The organism is Stenotrophomonas sp. STEN147 (assembly GCF_056757995.1).
This window is the reverse complement of record NZ_JBRRCG010000008.1, coordinates 50689-68594: the sequence shown is the minus strand read 5'-3', so window position 1 is coordinate 68594 and position 17906 is coordinate 50689. Positions and strand designations below refer to the sequence as shown.

11 protein-coding genes are annotated in these 17906 nt (G+C 67.3%); 2 read left to right on the top strand and 9 right to left on the bottom strand.

Annotated elements, in window-relative coordinates:
- Position 1: 1 nt before the first annotated feature.
- The 6 genes from ACVOKU_RS10160 to ACVOKU_RS10135 all read right to left on the bottom strand — a co-directional run bounded on the left by ACVOKU_RS10160 (position 2) and on the right by ACVOKU_RS10135 (position 6275).
- The gene (locus ACVOKU_RS10160) at positions 2-1027 is read right to left on the bottom strand and encodes an AAA family ATPase (RefSeq protein ID WP_481559827.1); all 1026 of its coding nucleotides are present in this window, start codon (positions 1025-1027) and stop codon (positions 2-4) included.
- A 172-nt stretch (positions 1028-1199) separates the two neighbouring features.
- On the bottom strand, positions 1200-3170 hold the full coding sequence (locus tag ACVOKU_RS10155) for a type IV pilus secretin PilQ (protein ID WP_481559826.1): 1971 nt from the start codon (positions 3168-3170) through the stop codon (positions 1200-1202).
- Positions 3171-3191: 21 nt separating this feature from the next.
- The gene (locus ACVOKU_RS10150) at positions 3192-3725 is read right to left on the bottom strand and encodes a pilus assembly protein PilP (protein ID WP_053518457.1); all 534 of its coding nucleotides are present in this window, start codon (positions 3723-3725) and stop codon (positions 3192-3194) included.
- The gene (locus ACVOKU_RS10145; protein ID WP_460255958.1) at positions 3725-4381 is read right to left on the bottom strand and encodes a type IV pilus inner membrane component PilO; all 657 of its coding nucleotides are present in this window, start codon (positions 4379-4381) and stop codon (positions 3725-3727) included. The genes ACVOKU_RS10150 and ACVOKU_RS10145 overlap by 1 nt, the downstream gene beginning before the upstream one ends.
- Complete coding sequence (locus ACVOKU_RS10140; protein ID WP_481559825.1) at positions 4378-5217, bottom strand: PilN domain-containing protein; 840 nt, start codon at positions 5215-5217, stop codon at positions 4378-4380. Before ACVOKU_RS10140 ends, ACVOKU_RS10145 begins: the two co-directional genes overlap by 4 nt.
- Entirely contained in the window at positions 5217-6275 is a 1059-nt protein-coding gene (locus ACVOKU_RS10135; RefSeq protein WP_053518451.1) for a pilus assembly protein PilM, read from the bottom strand. The genes ACVOKU_RS10140 and ACVOKU_RS10135 overlap by 1 nt, the downstream gene beginning before the upstream one ends.
- 219 nt (positions 6276-6494) lie before the next feature.
- Here ACVOKU_RS10135 and ACVOKU_RS10130 point away from each other — a divergent pair, with 219 nt between their 5' ends.
- A complete protein-coding gene (locus tag ACVOKU_RS10130) occupies positions 6495-8915 on the top strand; it encodes a penicillin-binding protein 1A (protein ID WP_481559824.1) in 2421 nt (806 codons plus the stop codon).
- Between the two features lie 155 nt (positions 8916-9070).
- On the top strand, positions 9071-9718 hold the full coding sequence (locus ACVOKU_RS10125) for a hypothetical protein (protein WP_459040106.1): 648 nt from the start codon (positions 9071-9073) through the stop codon (positions 9716-9718).
- Between the two features lie 84 nt (positions 9719-9802).
- Here the strand turns inward: ACVOKU_RS10125 and ACVOKU_RS10120 are convergent, their stop codons facing one another.
- The 3 genes from ACVOKU_RS10120 to ACVOKU_RS10110 are packed head-to-tail and all read right to left on the bottom strand — an operon-like array spanning position 9803 to position 17899.
- The gene (locus ACVOKU_RS10120; RefSeq protein ID WP_481559823.1) at positions 9803-16006 is read right to left on the bottom strand and encodes an ESPR-type extended signal peptide-containing protein; all 6204 of its coding nucleotides are present in this window, start codon (positions 16004-16006) and stop codon (positions 9803-9805) included.
- Positions 16007-16059: 53 nt separating this feature from the next.
- Complete coding sequence (locus ACVOKU_RS10115) at positions 16060-16767, bottom strand: pilus assembly protein (RefSeq protein WP_481559822.1); 708 nt, start codon at positions 16765-16767, stop codon at positions 16060-16062.
- 22 nt (positions 16768-16789) lie between these two features.
- Positions 16790-17899, bottom strand: coding sequence for a CfaE/CblD family pilus tip adhesin (locus ACVOKU_RS10110; protein WP_481559821.1), 1110 nt, complete (start codon positions 17897-17899; stop codon positions 16790-16792).
- Positions 17900-17906 lie beyond the last annotated feature (7 nt).

Below are 17906 nucleotides of genomic sequence, written 5' to 3'. Positions count from 1 at the left end.
CTCAGGGTGCCGGCACCCGGGCCAGCAGTTCCTGCACCAGCCGTTCGCCATCCCAGCCTTCGGCGGTCGCCTCGTAGCTCGGCAACACGCGATGGCGCAGCACGTCCGCAGCCACCGCACGCACATCATCAGGGGTGACGAAGTCACGGCCGGCCAACCATGCGCGCGCACGCGCGCAACGCTCCAGCGCGATCGAACCGCGCGGGCTGGCGCCCCACGCGATGCGACGGCCCAGCGCAGGGTCGTAGCGGGCCGGATCCCGGGAGGCCAGCACCAGCTCCACCAGGTAGCGTTCCAGGGCCGGTGCCATGTGCAGGTCCAGTACCTGGCGACGCGCCTGGAAGACATCCTGCATCGGCATTTTCTCCGGCGCCGCCGGGGCTTCACCCAGCGCGCCGCGCGCGCGTTCGCGCGCCAGCCGCAGGATTTCCGCCTCGGCCGTCTGGTCCGGATACCCGATGCGCACATGCATCAGGAAGCGGTCCAGCTGCGCTTCGGGCAACGGGAACGTACCTTCCTGCTCGATCGGGTTCTGCGTGGCCATCACCAGGAACAACGAGGGCAACGCATAGGTGTGGCGACCCACGGTGACCTGGCGCTCGCCCATGGCTTCCAGCAGCGCCGACTGCACCTTGGCCGGTGCACGATTGATTTCATCGGCCAGCAGGATCGGATGGAAGATCGGGCCCGGCACGAATTCGAAACGGCCTTCCTGCGGGCGCCAGATCTCGGTACCGGTCAGATCGGCAGGCAACAGGTCCGGGGTGAACTGCACGCGCGCGAAATCGGCGTCCAGGCGCGCTGCCAGGGCGCGGATGGCGGTGGTCTTGGCCAACCCGGGCGCACCCTCCACGAGCAGATGGCCATCGGCCAGCAGCGCGATCAGCAGGCGCTCGACCAGGGCGGCCTGGCCGACGATCTCGGCCGACAGCGCTTCGCGCAACGTGTTGAACGCCGCGTGCAGACGGGACGTGGCCGGCGTGGCAGCCGGCATTGCGGATTCGGGCATCGGCGGGGGCAGGTTCATGAGGGCCTTTGACCGGCACAGGACGGCACGGGTTCCCGACATCATCGCAGGGTGCCCCGGCGATGGCATCAAGAGACGCTGAACAGCATCCACGCCCTGCGTGGATGCGTGGCCGCAACGCAGACGGGGCCGCACATGGCGGCCCCGTTTCGCACCTGCTGCAGGCGGTGGCTCAGTTCTGCTTGGCCACGCGCAGCACCTTCGGCGTCACGAACACCAGCAGCTCGGCCTTGTCCTTGTTGCGACCGCGCTTCTTAAACAGATTGCCCAGGAACGGCACATCGCCCAGGAACGGCACCTTGCTGATGCTGTTGCGATCGGTGAACTCGTACACACCGCCGATCACCACGGTCTGGCCGTCCTCGACCAGCACCGCGGTATTGACTTCGCGGCGGTTGATCGACGGCACCGTGCCGTAACCCTGCAGTTCGATCAGGCGATCGACTTCATCCTTCTTGACCTGCATGTTCAGGAACACGCGGTTGTCATTGGTGATCGTCGGGGTCACCCGCAGCTCCAGCACGACTTCCTTGAACTGCACGTTCGGCGTCGAACCCGCGCCCCCGGCGGCACCGGTACCGCTGATGGTGACGTAGCCGATCTCCTTGCCCTGCTTGATCATCGCCTCGCGCTGGTTGGTGGTGACCACGCGCGGATTGGAGATCACTTCGCCACGCGATTCCTCCTGCATGGCCGACAACTCGACATCCAGCAGGTAGCCCGCGTTGAGGATCGACAGCGCCAGCGAACCCGGGTTGTTGGCCAGGGCCACCGGCAGGTTCCAGTTCAGGCCACGCTCGATGGTCGAGCCGGTCGGCACCGGTGCCGGACCGACACTGCCACCGGCCTGCCACTCACGCACGGCCTTGGCGTTCTCCAGCGCGGTATCGACCTGCGATTTGCGGGTCTTGGCGTTGGCGTCGAGGCTGCCGCTGAAGTAGACATTGTCGCGGCTGCCGCTGATGCCGAACTTCGCACCCAGTTCGCGGGCAAAGGTGTCGGTGGCGATCACGATGCGGCTTTCGATCAGCACCTGGTCCACCGGACGATCGATCACCCCGATCAGTTCGCGCATGCGTGCGATCTTCTTGGGGATGTCGCTGATCATCAGCGTATTGGTGCGCTCGTCGGCAACGATGCGGCCGCGCGTGGACAGGAACCCGCTTTCCTCCTGCGACGAGGAACCGCCACTTCCACCACCGCCACCGCCGCCGATGCCCTTGGCCTCGGTCAGCGCTTTGAAGATCTGCGTGGCGCTGTGGTAGTTGATCTGCACGTAATCGGTCACCAGGTCTTCGCGGTTCTCGATGGCGATGCGGGCGTCTTCCTTCTCCTGCTCGAACTTGGCCAGCTCGGCCTGCGGCGCGACCCAGATCACGCTGCCATCGCGACGCTTGTCCAGGCCCTTCGCGCGCAGCACGATGTCCAGCGCCTGGTCCCACGGAACGTTGACCAGGCGCAGGGTCACGTTGCCCTGCACCGAATCGGACGCCACGACATTGAGGTTGGATTCTTCGGCGATCAACTGCAGCACCGTGCGCACCGGCACGTCCTGGAAGTTGAAGGTGACCGGCTTGCCCGAGTAGCCACGCTGGCCGACGGCCTTCGCCGCCTGGGTGACCGTACCGGCGTTGACCGCACCGACGGCGGCGGGCGCCTGTCGCGGACTGATCTCGACCACGTATTCGTTGCCGCTCTGGTAGGCCAGCGACTCCACCGTACCCGCCGTGCTCAGCACCAGCTGGGTCCCGGCGCCCGATGGCTTGGCATCGATGCGCTGCACGGGCGTGGCGAAGTCGACCACGTTCATCGGCTTCTGCAGGTTGGCCGGCAGGCGCGCGTTGCCCACGTCGACCACGACGTTGCTGCCCTGCGTGCGCAGGTCAGGAATCGCGCCCTGGCCGTCGAACTGCAGGATCAGGCGGCCGACGCCGTCATCGCCGCGCTTGAAATCGATCTTGGACACCGACAGGCCAGCTGTCGCCGGGGCCGAAGGGGCCACCGCGGTGCTGGCCGGTTTCTCCGCCGGTGCGGCGGCCAGCGCCGGAGCGCAGGCCAGCATCAGCGCGACTCCCAGCGCGCTGACACGGTTCAAGGTAGAGCGCCGGATGGGACGCAGCCCCTTGGCTTGGTGAAAGGTCATCGTGCTATCCCCAGTAAACGATCATTGATCTTCCAGCGCGAGCGTCGCTGGCCGTTCCAGCCAACCACCCGCGCCATCCGGCACCAGTTCGATCAGTTCAACGCGGTCCTCGAAGACCGCGGTGACCCGCCCGTCGCTCTGCCCCAGGTAGCCGCCCGGGCGGACCCGGTAGGTGACCTTGTCCGGCCCCATCACCAGCGCGACGGTGCTGCCGCCGGTGCCGATGGTGCCGACCATGTCCAGTGCGTCCAGCGGGAAGCCCTCCAGGGGCTCCTTGCGCCGGTTCGGGTCCGGTCGCAATCCGCCGTTCCCCTGCTGCGGATTGGTCCAGGCATCGGTGAACGGATCGCGCATGCCCTGCGCGGAGTATTCGAAGGTCTCGAACTGCTGCATCACCGGCAGCGGCTCCAGCGGCTGCGCCGGTCGCGCACGCTCGCCCTCCACCCACTTCTCCAGGTTCGGTGCATCGCCCGGCGTGCTGGTCACGCCGCGGCCACAGCCGGCCAGCAGCAGGACCGCCAGCACCATCGACCCGCGTACGATCTGTGCGCGCATCACTTCCCGCCCTCCTTGCCGGCGTCAGCGCTCTGCTGCGCCTGCACTTCGGCTTCGTCCAGATACCGGTAGGTCTTGACCGTGCCGGACAGCTCCAGCGCACCTGCGCGGACATTGCCGCTGGTCTTGTCCTTGGGCTTGAGGTTGATGTCGTGCATGGTCAGGATGACCACCCGCGGCAACGAGGCCACACCGCTGACGAACGCACCGAACTGGTGGTAGCTGCCCACCATCCGCAGCTTGATCGGCTTCTCGGCGTAGAACTCCTTGATCTGCTCGGACTCGGGTTCGAACAGCTCGTTGGACAGGCCGCTGGACAACGCGGTCTGCGAGATGTCGATGATCAGGTCCGGCATTTCGGTCTTGCTCGGCAGCTGCCGCAGCATCTGCTGCAGCACCTGCTCCATCTGTGCCAGCTGCTGCTTCAGCGGCGCCAGGTTCACCGCACGTTCCTGCTGCTTGGTGAACTCGGTGCGCAGCTCGCTCTCCTGCCGCTCCAGGCCCTCCAGTTCCTCGCGCTTGCCACTGATCAGCAGCATCCACGCCACGAACATGATGACCAGCGCCAGCAGCGCGCAGAAGACGATCTTGGCCTTCTGCGGCCAGTTGCCGATGTCGTTGAAATCCAGGTTCTTGAGATCGATCTTCTGGCTCATGCGCGGTCCCCCTGCAACGGGGCGTGGAAGGCCTGCGGCGGCTGCGCCAGGCGGCTGCCCTCCGGCTTGGCCGGCGCGGCGGCCGGCGGGGCCGTTGCCGGGGCCGGCGTGGTGGCAGGTGCGGTGGCGGGTGCGGCCGGTGCGGCGGGCGCGGCGGCTTCGGGCGCGGCCGACAGCGGTGCGACCGGTTCGGCGGCTGCGGCCGGTGCCACGGTGCCATCGGCGTTCAGGCCCGGCGGCGCGGTGGTCTCCTCGCTCTGCGCCGGCAGCTTCACCTTGACCACGAACACATACGGCAGCGCCTTGATGTCCGATACCGGGCCCGGGCGACCGTCCTTGTCCTTGTCCGGCTCACGCGCCTCGATGATCGACAGCTCCGGACTGGCCATCCAGCCGGACGTCTCCAGGTTGCGCATGTACGCCGAAACGCGGGCGTTGGACTGGGTGCGGCCTTCCAGGGTAAGGGTGTCGCCTTCCTGCTTCAGGGCGGTCAGCACGACGCCATCGGGAATGGTGCGCACCAGCGCGTCGAACAGGTGGACCATCTGCGAGCGCTTGGCCTGCAGTTCCTCGATCACCTTCTTGCGCGCCAGCAACCGCTCCTTCTGCGCGTCCAGGCGGTCGATCTCCTTGTTCTGCTCCTTGACCTTGTCGATCTCGGCCTGCAGGTAGGCATTGCGGTCCATCTGGCCACTGACCTGGCGGTCGTAGTAGAACCAGATCATCAGCGACAGCAGCAGGCCACCCACGGCGGCCATGCCCAGCATTGCGTAGAACTCGCGCTGGCGTTGCTTGCGCCGTTCGGCGCGCCAGGGCAACAGGTTGATGCGTGCCATCAGTCGAAGCTCCTCAGCGCCAGACCGGTCGCGATCATCAGCGCGGGAGCATCCTGGGCCAGCGCATGCGCGTTGACCTTCGGTCCCAGCGTCATCTGCGCCAGCGGATTGGCGACCACGGTCGGCACACCCAGCTGCTCCTCGACCATCTCCGGCAGGCCCCCAAGAACCGCGCAGCCTCCGGCCAGCACGATGTGATCGACACGATTGAATTCGCTGCCGGCGTAGAAGAACTGCAACAGGCGGCTGATCTGCTGGACCGTGGCTTCCTTGAACGGCTCCAGCACTTCCATCTCGTAGCTTTCCGGCAGCCCGCCCTGGCGCTTGGCCAGGCCGGCTTCCTCGTAGCTCAGGCCGTAGCGGCGCATGATCTCGTCGGTCAGCTGCTTGCCGCCGAACACCTGTTCGCGGCTGTACAGGCTGCGCCCGCCACGCAGGACGTTCAGGGTGGTCATCGTGGCGCCGATGTCGACCAGCGCGACCACGCCGTCGGTGGACACCGGCAGCTCACTGGCAACCAGGGCGAAGGCGTTCTCGACCGCGAAGGCCTCCACGTCCATCACCTTGGCCTGCAGGCCGCCGAGTTCCAGCGCCGACTGGCGCAGTTCCACATTCTCGGACCGCGACGCGGCCAGCAGCACCTGGACCATCTCCGGGTTGTTCGGGATCACCCCGATCACCTCGAAGTCCAGGTTCACTTCCTCGATCGGATAGGGAATGTAGTTGACCGCTTCCAGCTCGATCTGCGCTTCCATGTCGTTCTCGTCGAGCTCGGCCGGCATCGGGATCACCTTGGTGATCACGGCCGAGCCGGCCACGGCGGCGGCGGCCTGCTTCGCCTTGCTGCCGGAACGGTTCAACGCCCGGCGGATGGCCTCACCCACGGCCTCTACCTCGACGATGTTCTTCTCCACGACCGCATTCGGCGGCAGTGGTTCCACGGCGTAATGTTCCACACGGAAACGATTGCCACTGCGGGAAAGCTGCAACAGCTTTACCGCAGTCGAACTGATGTCGACGCCAATAAGCGGCGACTGACTTTTTGGGATGAGCCCCACGGTTTCTCCCCTGCCGACGGGCACTTGGACGCAAGAACTGCGACCGCGCATTAATAACGTATTCTTAGCAAATGGCAACCGCCCTGCTGTGAATTCCCTCACAGGTTCACGATGCAGCCCCTGGCGTTTCCCCTTGCGCTCCCCGGTGCCGACCCCAGCCGCCACCTTGCGTAATCTATACTCTGCGACCACGAAATTCGCAATCGGAATCTGAACCCGATGACTCGACTCCGCCGCTGGCTGCGCTGGATCTTCCTGATTGTCCTGGTCCTGGCGCTGATCGGTGCGGCCGCTGTGGGCGGTCTCTACTACGCTGTGTCCTCCAAGCTCCCCGACGTGCAGACCCTGCGCGACGTGGAGATGCAGGAGCCGATGTACGTCTATGCCGCCGACGGCAAGCTGATGGCGGTGTTCGGCGAGACCCGGCGCACCCCGGTCACCATGAAGGACGTGCCGGAGAAGCTCAAGCAGGCTTTCCTGGCCACCGAGGACGCCCGCTTCTATGAACATGGCGGCGTGGACTACAAGGGCATCGCCCGCGCGGTGTGGCTGCTGGCCACCACCAACGACAAGCGCGTGCCCGGCGGGTCCACCATCACCCAGCAGGTGGCCCGCCAGTTCTTCCTCAGTTCCGAGTACAGCTACACCCGCAAGCTGGCCGAGATCCTGCTGGCCCGCAAGATCGAGTCCGAGCTGAGCAAGGACGAGATCTTCGAGCTGTATCTGAACAAGAGCTTCTTCGGCAACCGTGCCTACGGTGTGGCCGCGGCAGCGGAGTTCTACTACGGCAAGAAGCTGGCCGAGCTGGACCTGGATGAGATGGCCTCGCTGGCCGGCATCCCGAAGTTCCCCTCCTCCGGCAACCCGATCTCCAACCCCGAACGCGCCCGCCAGCGCCGCGACAACTATGTGCTGCAGCGCATGGCCGATCTGAAGTTCGTCAGCCAGGCCGAGGCCGATGCGGCCAAGGCCGTGCCGATGCATGCCACCGCGCATGAGCCGCCGGTGCAGGTCGAGGCGCCCTACGTGGCCGAACTGGTGCGCCAGGAGATGATCGCGCGCTTCGGCGGCGATGTGGTCAACAAGGGATACCACGTCACCACCACCATCGATTCGACCCTGCAGACCGCGGCCAACCTGTCGGTGCGTGACGGCCTGCTGCTGTATGACCACCGCCACGGCTGGCACGGCGTGGAGAAGCAGGTGCAGCTGGGGGCCGGCGACGATGCCGCCGCCCTGGCCGAACATCTGCGCGGCATCCCGGCGCAGGCCGGCCTGCTGCCGGCGATCGTTGCCAGCGCCGGTGCCGATGGCAGCGCCACGGTGGTGCTGGCCAACCGCAGCGAGATCGTGCTGCCGGCCGGTGCCGCCCGGTGGACCAACAAGCCCCCCGGCAAGCTGGTGCAGCGCGGCGACATCGTGCGTGTGCGCGCCGGCGACAAGGAGGGCGAGTGGCTGCTGGACCAGATCCCGCGTGGCCAGTCCGCGCTGGTCTCGCTGGATGCCCACAGCGGTGCGCTGAAGGCGCTGGTCGGCGGTTTCAGCTTCTCCGGCAACAAGTTCAACCGCGCCACCCAGGCCCGTCGCCAGCCCGGTTCGAGCTTCAAGCCGTTCGTCTATGCCGCAGCGTTCGACAAGGGTTACAACCCGGCTTCGATCGTGCTTGATGCGCCGGTCGTGTTCCGCGACCGCCGTGGCAAGACCTGGGCACCGCAGAACGATGGCGGTGGCTTCCGCGGCCCGATGCGCCTGCGCGAAGCCCTGGTGCAGTCGCGCAACCTGGTCTCGGTGCGCCTGCTCGACGGCATGGGCGTGGACTACGCCCGCAAGTACATCAGCGAGTTCGGCTTCGCCGAATCGGAGCTGCCGCCGAACCTGTCGATGTCGCTCGGCACCGCCTCGCTGACCCCGCTGTCGGTGGCCCGTGGCTATGCCGTGTTCGCCAACGGCGGCTCGCGCGTGGACACTTGGCTGATCGATCAGGTGAACGACCGCGACGGCAACCTGGTGTTCAAGGAGAATCCGGCGCTGGCCTGCCGCGACTGTGCCGGCAGCAGCGACCAGCCGGTCAGCCAGGTCGTGGACGGCTTCAACTTCGGTGCCCCGGCCCCCACGCCGGACCCGGCCGCCGCCAAGGCGCAGGCCACCACCGAAACCGCTGCCGCACCGGTCAACCCGGATGCGCGCACCGCGCCGCGCGCGATCGATGCACGCACCGCCTACCAGCTGGTGTCGATGATGCGCGATGTGGTCCAGCGCGGTACCGGCACCCAGGCCAAGGTGCTCGGCCGCGAGGACGTGGGCGGCAAGACCGGTTCCACCAACGACCACCGCGACGCCTGGTTCTCCGGCTTCGGCGGCCCGTACGTAACCACCGTGTGGGTGGGCCGCGATGACTTCCGTTCGCTGGGTTACCGCGAATACGGCGGCAAGGCCGCGCTGCCGATCTGGATCGAGTACATGCGCACCGCGCTGAAGGACACGCCGATCGCGCAGAACGACCCGCCCAGCGGCATGGTGCAGACCACGCTCAACGGCGCGACCGAATGGGTCAAGGTGGAGGACATGGATCGCCTGACGGACTACGACCTCAACCTCAATACCCCGCAGGCCGACGCGGCTGCGTTCGATATCTTCTGACGCGCGCCGCGGGCGTCACCGTCGAGCCGGCGCATGCCCGGCTCGACGGCCCGGCCAGCCGAGCGTGGGCCCTGCCCCGCATCCCTCCTGCATTCCCCACGCAGATGTCACACCGTTGCGCTAGTCTGTAGCCAGGTCGCAACAGGAGTTCCCGCATGCATCGCGCCCGCCAGCATGCCACCACCCAGACCCGTGAGCGTCGTCACCGCCTCGCCCACGAAGCCGCCCGCCTGATGGCCGAAGGCGGCATCCGCGACTTCCACCAGGCCAAACTGAAGGCGGCCAGCCGGCTCGGCATCCATGACGACGCCTCGTTGCCCCGCAATGTCGAGATCGAGGATGCGCTGCGCGAGTACCAGCGCCTGTTCGCTGGTCCCCAGCACGGCAACGAGCTGCAGCGCCGTCGCGAAGGTGCGCTGCGCGCACTGGAATTCCTGCATGCCTTCGCCCCGCGCCTGGTCGGCCCGGTGCTGGACGGCACCGCCGATGCCAACAGCCCCGTGCAGGTCCATCTGCACAGCGACGACCCCGAAGCCGTGCATCGCTTCCTGGACGAACAGGGCATTCCGGCCGAGTCGCGCGTGCGCCGGCTGCGCCTGGACCGCGAGCGCAGCCTGGACGTGCCGGTCTGGGTGTTCAGTGCGGAGGAACTGACGTTCGACCTGGCCGTGCTGCCGTATGACGCCCTGCGCCAGGCACCGCTGTCACCGGTCGACGAGAAGCCGATGCGGCGCGCCTCGCAGGCCCAGCTGCGCGAACTGCTCAGCCAGGAGCAGATCGAAAGCTATCTCGGCAGCATCTGAGCCCCACAACGCAGACGCCCCACGCGGCGGACCGCGTGGGGCGTCGTCATGCATCAGGGCGACCGGACCGCGTCGCCCTGCCGGTTACCAGCCCACGCCGAAGCCCACGCCCACGGTGCGCTCACCGCTGTTGGTGAAGGCACCATTGAGGCTGAAGGTGGCCGAGCCGCGCTCGTTGAGCACGCGCTGGTAACCCACCGCCAGCGCCGACTCGCCTTCGGCATGGCCCACACCCGCGCCGAGGCGGTTGTAGGTCTGCAGGCCGGCGGTGTTCATCGCCATCGCCGCCTGCGCACTGCCCATTGCCGCCATGCGGTTCAGGCGCTTGTCCATCCGGTCCAGCCGGCGGTCCACGCTGGCCATCGCCTGGTCGGTGTAGGCCTGCGCCTGGTTCACCGCCTGATCCACGGCACGCGAGTCCACCTGCGGCAACGGATCGTCGGCTTCCGGCTTCGGCTTCGGCGTGTCGGTGGAGGCCACCGACGGCGCATCCTTGACCGGCGGAGCCGGGGTCTGGCTGTCCGCCGGCGACTCGCCCGCGACGTCGTCCACCGCTGCCTGGCGGCTGGCCGTCGCCGACCCGTCGATCTGCGACTGCAGTCCGTCGATGCGGCCGTTGAGCTGCTGCTGCACGGCGTGCAGCTGACCGCCATTGACCGCATCGCGGCTGCCCGGCGCGATCATGCCGTTGGCCACGTTGCCCAGCACCCTGCCGTGTTCCCCGGCCAGCCGCAGCTGGCCGGTACCGTCATTGCGGACGCCGCCATCGTCGAACAGGCGCTCGAAACGCGCATCGATGCTGGCCAGATCCCGGCGCGTGTCGACCACCGCGCCGTCGAGCGACTTCAGCGCATCGCCGACCGTGGCCTGCCGCTGGCCCTGCACGTGGAACTCCGGCGCGATGATGTTGCCGTCGGCATCCATGCGCATGTCGCCGCCGAAGGCCGCGAAGGCGCTGCGGAGCTGGGAGACGGTGGTGAGGTCGCTGGCATCGCGGCCGTTGGCAGCGTTGGTTACTCGGCGCTTGAGAGTCGCATGCCCCAATGAAACTTCATTGGCTCCTCGCGCTTCAGACCATGAGCCAAGTGCAACACTCTGAGTAGCGCCAGAGTGAACTACAGCGGAAGAACCAAGTGCGACACCATTGAGCACTTGCACTTGAGAGCGTGCACCCAGCGCAAAGCCATTCTCCGCACCCTCATGAACCAATGCCGCGCGACCCAGAGAAACTGAATTTTTGCCCCGAGCTTGAGCAAAACTGCCGATTGCAGTGGCCCCCTCAGCCATAGCCAATGTGTCACTTCCCATTGCCGTTGCCAGAAGCCCTGCTTGAGCAGGCTTGCTCAGCTCGTCATAGCCCACGACCGCGTACAGGTGCCTCTCCTCCAGGCCCGCGATCCGCTGGTTGCTGGCATGAAGCTGCCCGCCCGTGACCACCTCCCGGCTGCCCGCGTGGCTGATATCACCTTCGCCGACGTTGATGAGGCGCGCGCCACCGAAATCGACGGCGGAACGGTCGGCGCCGAAGCGCACGGCACTGGCATCCGCCATCGCCCGCGCCTGATCCAGCGTATCCAGGCGCGCGTCCAACGCATCCAGTCCGCCACGATTGCTGTCCACGCCTGCATCCAGCGCGGCCAGTGCATCGCCTACCGTGCCGTGTACGGAGCCCTGCACACCATAGGAGGGAGCGATCACGCTGCCATCTGCGGCAAAGCCCGCGCCGCCGCCGAGAGCGCTCACCACGCCGGAGAGCTGCTCGACAGTGGTTACGTCATAGGCGTGAACACCATTCATCGCGTTGGTAACTCGCCTCCTGAGACCTTGACCGCCTAGCGATACCACACCCGCCTCAGTAGCGACAGATCCGTAGCCTAGCGCAACACTGTTGGTTGCTCCCTCCCAAATTTGGGTAGAGCCACCGATCGCCAACCCGTTCTCGGCACTGACACGTGAGCGTGCACCCAGTGCGAATCCGTCATCGGCACCCGCCAAGACCTGAGCCGCACGTCCCAGCGCAACTGAATTGGTTGCCTGCGCATCAGCGAAGCTGCCAATTGCGGTAGATCCGGAGCCGAGAGCCTTTGTATCACTGCCCATCGAGGTAGCCAGATGGCCGGCGCGCGCCGCGAGGCTCTCTCCATCGGCACCAACGACTGCATACTTCTGCGCCTCCTCCAGCACCGACACCCGCTCATTGGTCACGAACAGCTGCCCGCCCGTGACCGCCTCGCGGCTGCCTGCCGCAATCTCGCCATCAGCCAGAGCAACCAGACGCGCATCCTTCAGGTCCACCATGCCATCCTCGCCGAACTGCACGACGCTGCCCAGGTCAGGCGTGTAGTTGTCGAAGTCCACGCGCAACGCGTCCAGGTCTTCCCGCGCGGAAGCGATCTGCGCGCTCTGCTCGGTTACCTTCGTATTGGTGGCGAACAGCTGCGCGCCATTGACCGCCTCGCGGCTGTCGGCACTGAGTTGCCCGTCGCCTACGGCGAGCAGGCGGCCACCCTCAAGGTCGACATTGCCGCCTGCGTCGAAGCGCACCACATCGGACAGGTCCGGATCGAAGTCCTCGAAGTCCGCGCGCAGGCGGTCGATATCCGTACGGTTGCGGGCGATCTGCGTGTTGCTGTCGAACAGCTGACGGCCGCTGACCGCATCGTCGCTGGTGGCCGACAGCTGCCCGGCAGCAACGCCGTGCACGCGACGCGCCTGGTAGCCCTGGTTGCGCACATCCAGCACGCCGCCACTGTTGGCGGCACCCAGGCGTACGTCGCCGCTGGACGAGGTCTGGCTGAGCAGGCCACCGAGCACGTTGGCCTTGCCCTGTGCATCGTTGGCGGTGGACTGGGCGGCGTTGGCCACGGTGTGCGCCGTATTGGCCAGGGTGGTGGCCGTGGTCACGTTCTGGTTGGTGGTGTTGAGCTGGCGACCACTCACCGCGTCGGTACTGGCTGCACTCAGCACACCATCGGCGACGCCAGTGATGCGACGGTTGGCATTGCCCTGGTTGCGGACGTCGAGGAGGGTGCCGCTGTTCTGCGCGCCCAACCGCAGATCGCCGCCGGCTGCTACCTGCCCGACCAGGCCACTGAGCGTGGCGGCGGTGGCGGTGACCTGCGTGACGTTCTGGTTGGTGGCATGCAGCTGCCGGCCACTGACCGCATCGGCACTGGTGGTGCTGAGTGCCGCGTCGGCCACGCCAGTGACGCGACGGTTGGCGCTGGACTGGTTGCGCATGTCCACCGCGCCACCTGTATTGCTGGCACCGACGCGGACGTCGCTGTTGCCGGCACTCTGGCTGAGCAGCCCCCCCAGCGCGTTGGCCTTGGTCTGCGCATCGTTGGCGATGCTGTGTGCGGTGTTGGCCAGTGCATTCACCGTGGCGAGGTTCTGGTTGGTCGCATGCAGCTGCTTGCCGGTCACCGCCTCGGCGCTGGTTGCGCTCAGCGTTCCGTCAGCCACATTGACGATGTTCCGCTTCACCGTGGCACTGCCCACCGAGACCTGGTTGGCGCCGCTCGCCACCGAGCCCGCGCCCAGGGCAACGCTGTTGCCCGCCTGCGCATTGACCTTGGCGTTGGTACCCAGTGCGATGGCGCCACTGGAAGTGGCATCCACGGCGGCACGATTGCCCAGCGCCACCGAGGAGTCAGCCGCGGCGCCCGCCAGCGTGCCCGCGCCCACCGCATTGGTGCCGGCCGCGCTGGCCTGGTAACCGAAGGCATTGCTGTGGGAGCCCTCCGCTTTCGCCGAATGGCCCACCGCCACGGCATTGCCGCCGGCCGACGCCCCTTGGCCGACGGCGATGGTGGTGCTGGCCAGGGCCGTCAGCGCGCGTGTGGCATCGGCCTGGGCCGCAGTAGCTGCCTGGGTGACTGCGGTGACATTCTGGTTGGTCGCATGCAGCTGCTTGCCGGTGACCGCCTCAGTGCTGGTGCTGCTCAGCGTGCCATCGGCCACATTGACGATACGGCGCTTGAGATCGTCATTACCCACGGAGATTTCATTGTCGCTGCCGGACTTCGAGTGCTGCCCCAGTGCCACCGAGCCGGCATGGCTGGCTTCGGCCTGCGCCCCAAGCGCCACGGAGCCGCCGCGCCCGCCGGTGTACGCGCCGTGCCCGATGGCGACTCCTTCCGCATAGCCTCCGGACCGCGCGCCGGTACCCAACACGACGGCATGCTGCGCATTTGCGTTGGACAGTCCGGCCCCGTCGCCGATGACGATGGCTCCGGCTGCAGGTGCATTGGCCTTGCGTCCCAGTGCAATGGCGGTCTGGCCGCCCGCGCTGGCTTCTTCGCCGACACTGATGGACGTGGAGGTCAGCCGCGTTGCCAGAGCATCGGCCTGCTGCTTGGCTGCAGCAGCCACCTGGGCGGCGCTGGCAACATTCTGGTTGGTGGCATGCAGCTGCTTGCCTGTCACGGCTTCGGCGCTGCTGGTGCTCAGTGTGCCATCGGCCACATTGACGATGCGGCGTTTGAGCGTGGCATTACCGACTGAGACCTGGTTGCTGCCGGAGGTGGTGGAGGAACTGCCCAGCGCCACCGAACCGGTGTGGTTGGCCAGCGCGCGGTCGCCAAGGGCGGCACTGCTCTCGGCCGTCGCTTCGGACAGATTGCCGACGGATGTAGCGAAGCGGGCGCTGGCCACACTGCCGCGGCCCAGCGCCGTGGCCTGGTTGCCAGTAGCCGCCGCCTGATAGCCCAGTGCGGTGGCATGGATCACGTCGGCCTTGGCGTCGTTGCCGATGGCCACGGCACGATCGCCCGTGGCCGATGCACGCAGGCCCGATGCCACGCCGCCATTGCCGCTGCGCGAGCCGGTGCCGAGCGCCACGCCGCCGTTGGACGCGTCAACGCGCTCACCGGCCGCATTGACGCCGCTGCGGGCATTGTTGCCCAGTGCAAGACCGTCGTTGTTGTAGGCCAACGCCGCATTGCCGATGGCCACGCCGTTGTCGCCCCCCTCGGTCCGCGCGCGGTTACCCAGTGCCACTGCACTGCTGCCGTCCGCAGATGCCAGGGTGCCCATCGCCACGGCGTTGCTGCCGGCGCTGGACGCCTGGAAACCCACGGCGTTGCTGTAGCCACCGGACGCATCGGCGGCATTGCCGATGGCGGTGCTGCTGGTGCCCGTTGCAGTGGCGCCGGTCCCGATCGCGATGCGGCTGCCATCCAGCCTGGCCAAGGCCTGCCCGGCTTTCGTCGCAGCCTGGTCTGCGGCCGTCTTCGCCGCGTTCGCCGTACCCGTTGCGCTGGCGATGCTCTGGTTGGTGGCGTGCAGCTGCTTGCCGGTCACCGCTTCGCTGCTGGTGGTGCTCAGGGTGCCATCGGCCACATTGACGATGCGGCGCTTCAGGGTGTCATTGCCCACCGAGACCTGGTTGCTGGCACTGGTGACCGAGCCGGCGCCCAGCGCCACTGCGTTGCTCTGCCCGGCATTGGCGTTGGCACCCAGCGCCACGGCTTTGCCGTGGCCGTCGGTCACGGCGTTCTGGCCGATGGCGATGCCCGCATCGTAGCCGCCGGAGCGCGCACCGCTGCCGATCACGATGGCGTGGTGTGCGTTGCCGTTGGCAAGCTTGCTGCCGTCGCCGATGACGATGGATCCCTGCGCCTGCGCCTGTGCGTTGTTGCCCAGCGCAACCGATCTGGATCCCGACGCCTGTGCCCCCGGCCCCATCGCCGTGGCATTGCTGCCCTCGGCCCGGGCATTGCGCCCGACCGCAACCGCACTGTTGCCAGGCGCGCCAACGTAGCTGTTGAGGCCGATCGCGACTGCCCCGACTCCCAGCGCCGTGGCGCTTTTGCCGATCGCAGTCCCCCCTTCGCCGCTTCCTGTGCCCGCATTGATGCCGATGGCCACGCCACCGGCAATGCCCTTGGCATTGTTGCCGATACCGACGCCGTCGAACGCCGTGACCGAACCCACGCCGATGGCCACGCCCTTGGTGCTGTTGGCCGTGGAACCTCCACCGATCAGCACGTTCTGGTAGCTGGTGGTGCCGACACTGCGCGACGTGGCAGGCGAGCCGATGAACGCGCTCATCAACGCGTCCCACTCTGCCGGTGGTGCGTCAGCCTCTGCGGCCGTGGCGTCGGGCGCGCTCAACGGATCCGGTGCAGGCTCGGTCGCGAATGCGGGAGCGGCCAACATCGCGCACAGGGCGGCGGCAAGCGGGCGTGCCGCCGAAGCCGGCTTGCCGCGCGAACGGGTGTGCTCGCTGGCCACGGCCCAGCAGCGCAGGCGGGTATTCCAGATCAAACGGTAGATGCGATTCATCGATGTCTCGGTGGTTGGGAAACGGGAACTTGAGGGCGCGCAAGGCCAGGCAGTCAGGGCTGCAGCGTCTGCCGGTGCTCACGGAAGCCGGCGTGGCTGAGCCGGTAGTCGATCTCCACACGCCCGCCAGCGCGGGGCACGAACGGCAGCGTCATCGCCGCGCCGGGGTAAAGGCTGCGTTTGATTTCGTACGTGGTGCAGCGGCCGTCTGCGGCGCAGTCCTGCACCTGGTTGACGCCGAGCCGCAGCGTGCCGCGGTTCAACAGGCGATCACCGTCCAGGGCCATCTCGACGCGCCCCTCGGCGGGCAGCACATTGACCAGCACGCCCCAGACCAGGCTGACACCCAACGTGGCGCTGGCGCCCTGCACCGGCACCTCCGGCGTGCTGTCATCAGGACCGCGTACGCCTTCGAAGTAGATGCGGAACGCGGTTTCCTGCTCGACCGGTTGCAACGGAATGATCCGTATCAGGCGCGTGCCGCCCCCTGCCAGACCGAAGCGTCCTGGCGTGACCGCCATGACGGCGGCGGTGCCGACGGCCTCATCGACTTCTTCCTCGTGGTCACTGGCCGGGTGCAGGATGCGTTTCACCGTGGCCTGCACGTACTGCGGCTGCGGCGACTGCGAATGCACACGCACGGTCGTGGTCTTGCCGGCCTCGGCATGCACGCGCATGGGATGGACGTTGAGATTGGCCAGCACCGGTGCCGCTGGCAGAAGGGCCAGCAGCAGCGCGCCGGCCAGGGGAATCTTGCTCATGGGATCGGGTTCCAGGGGAAGGTCAGAGGCGGTCGGTCGGCAGGCGCATTTCGAGCTTGAGGCGGCCGTCGTAATAGCCCTCGCGTTTCTCGGACGCCGGCACACGGGGGGTTTCCAGGGTCAGCGGCGTGGGCACGCAGTACACCCACTGGTTCATGTCGGGCAGCATCACCAGCCGCAGCTCGGCGGTATCGATGCCGCGCAGCAGCACTTCCTCGTTGTTGCGCAGGGCGATCTTCTGGCCGCTGTGGTCCAGGGTGAGCTGGTAGTCCAGGCGGTCCTGCGCCTCGCGCCCACCGTCGCGGTGCCAGACCGAGTACTGCGATGGCGGACGGCCCGGCGCGGCGGGGCCCATGTCGCGCGCGGTGATGGCCAGATACTCGCTCTGCGAGCCCATGCCGTCGTACAGGCACATGTCCAGCACGGCGGTGCCCCCGATCGTGCCGGGTGAGGGAATCGGCCGGTAGTCCAGCTGCAGGCCCACCAGCGGCTCGGCCATGCCGAACTCGGGCAGGTAGATCATGGTGCGGTCGCGATCGGTGATGGTCAGATCGAACCGGAACACGTGGGTGGCGATGATCGGGCCGTCGGGATCGATGCGCAGGTTGAGGCGGAGTTCTGCTCTCCAACGACCCGCAACGAGATTCCCGACGTCTTCACTGTGAATGATGAGCCGCGCAGCTGTACCACCTGGAGGTATCTGGCAATCGCGAGTCGTGGAACTCCAGAGCGGATATCTGTTCTTATCCCAGAAATCATCGCTGCAAGTGCGCTGCCACTCGGCCCGCTCTATCCACCCTACAACGTCGATGCCGATGTCCTGACCGCTTCTCAGTTCGCGAAACTGAAGTGGGAAGGATGCGTGGGACACAGGCCCCTCCTGCGTATCACGCGTCGGACAACGCCCATACGCAGGGTCTTCGTCACACGTCAGATGGATCTTCCCGTACCCCAGCTCCACCTCCCCATACCCGAGCACGGTCCTGGGCGCCCACAGCTCCAGCGCTTCGGGCGCGGAGCGGTCGAAGGTGCGGACGATGTCGGTGGTGATCACGCCGGTTGCCGGCGTCGTTGCCGGTGGGCGCTGTGCCAGCGCCTGTGCACTGCCAAGCAGGCAGGCCGCGGCCAGCATCAGCCTC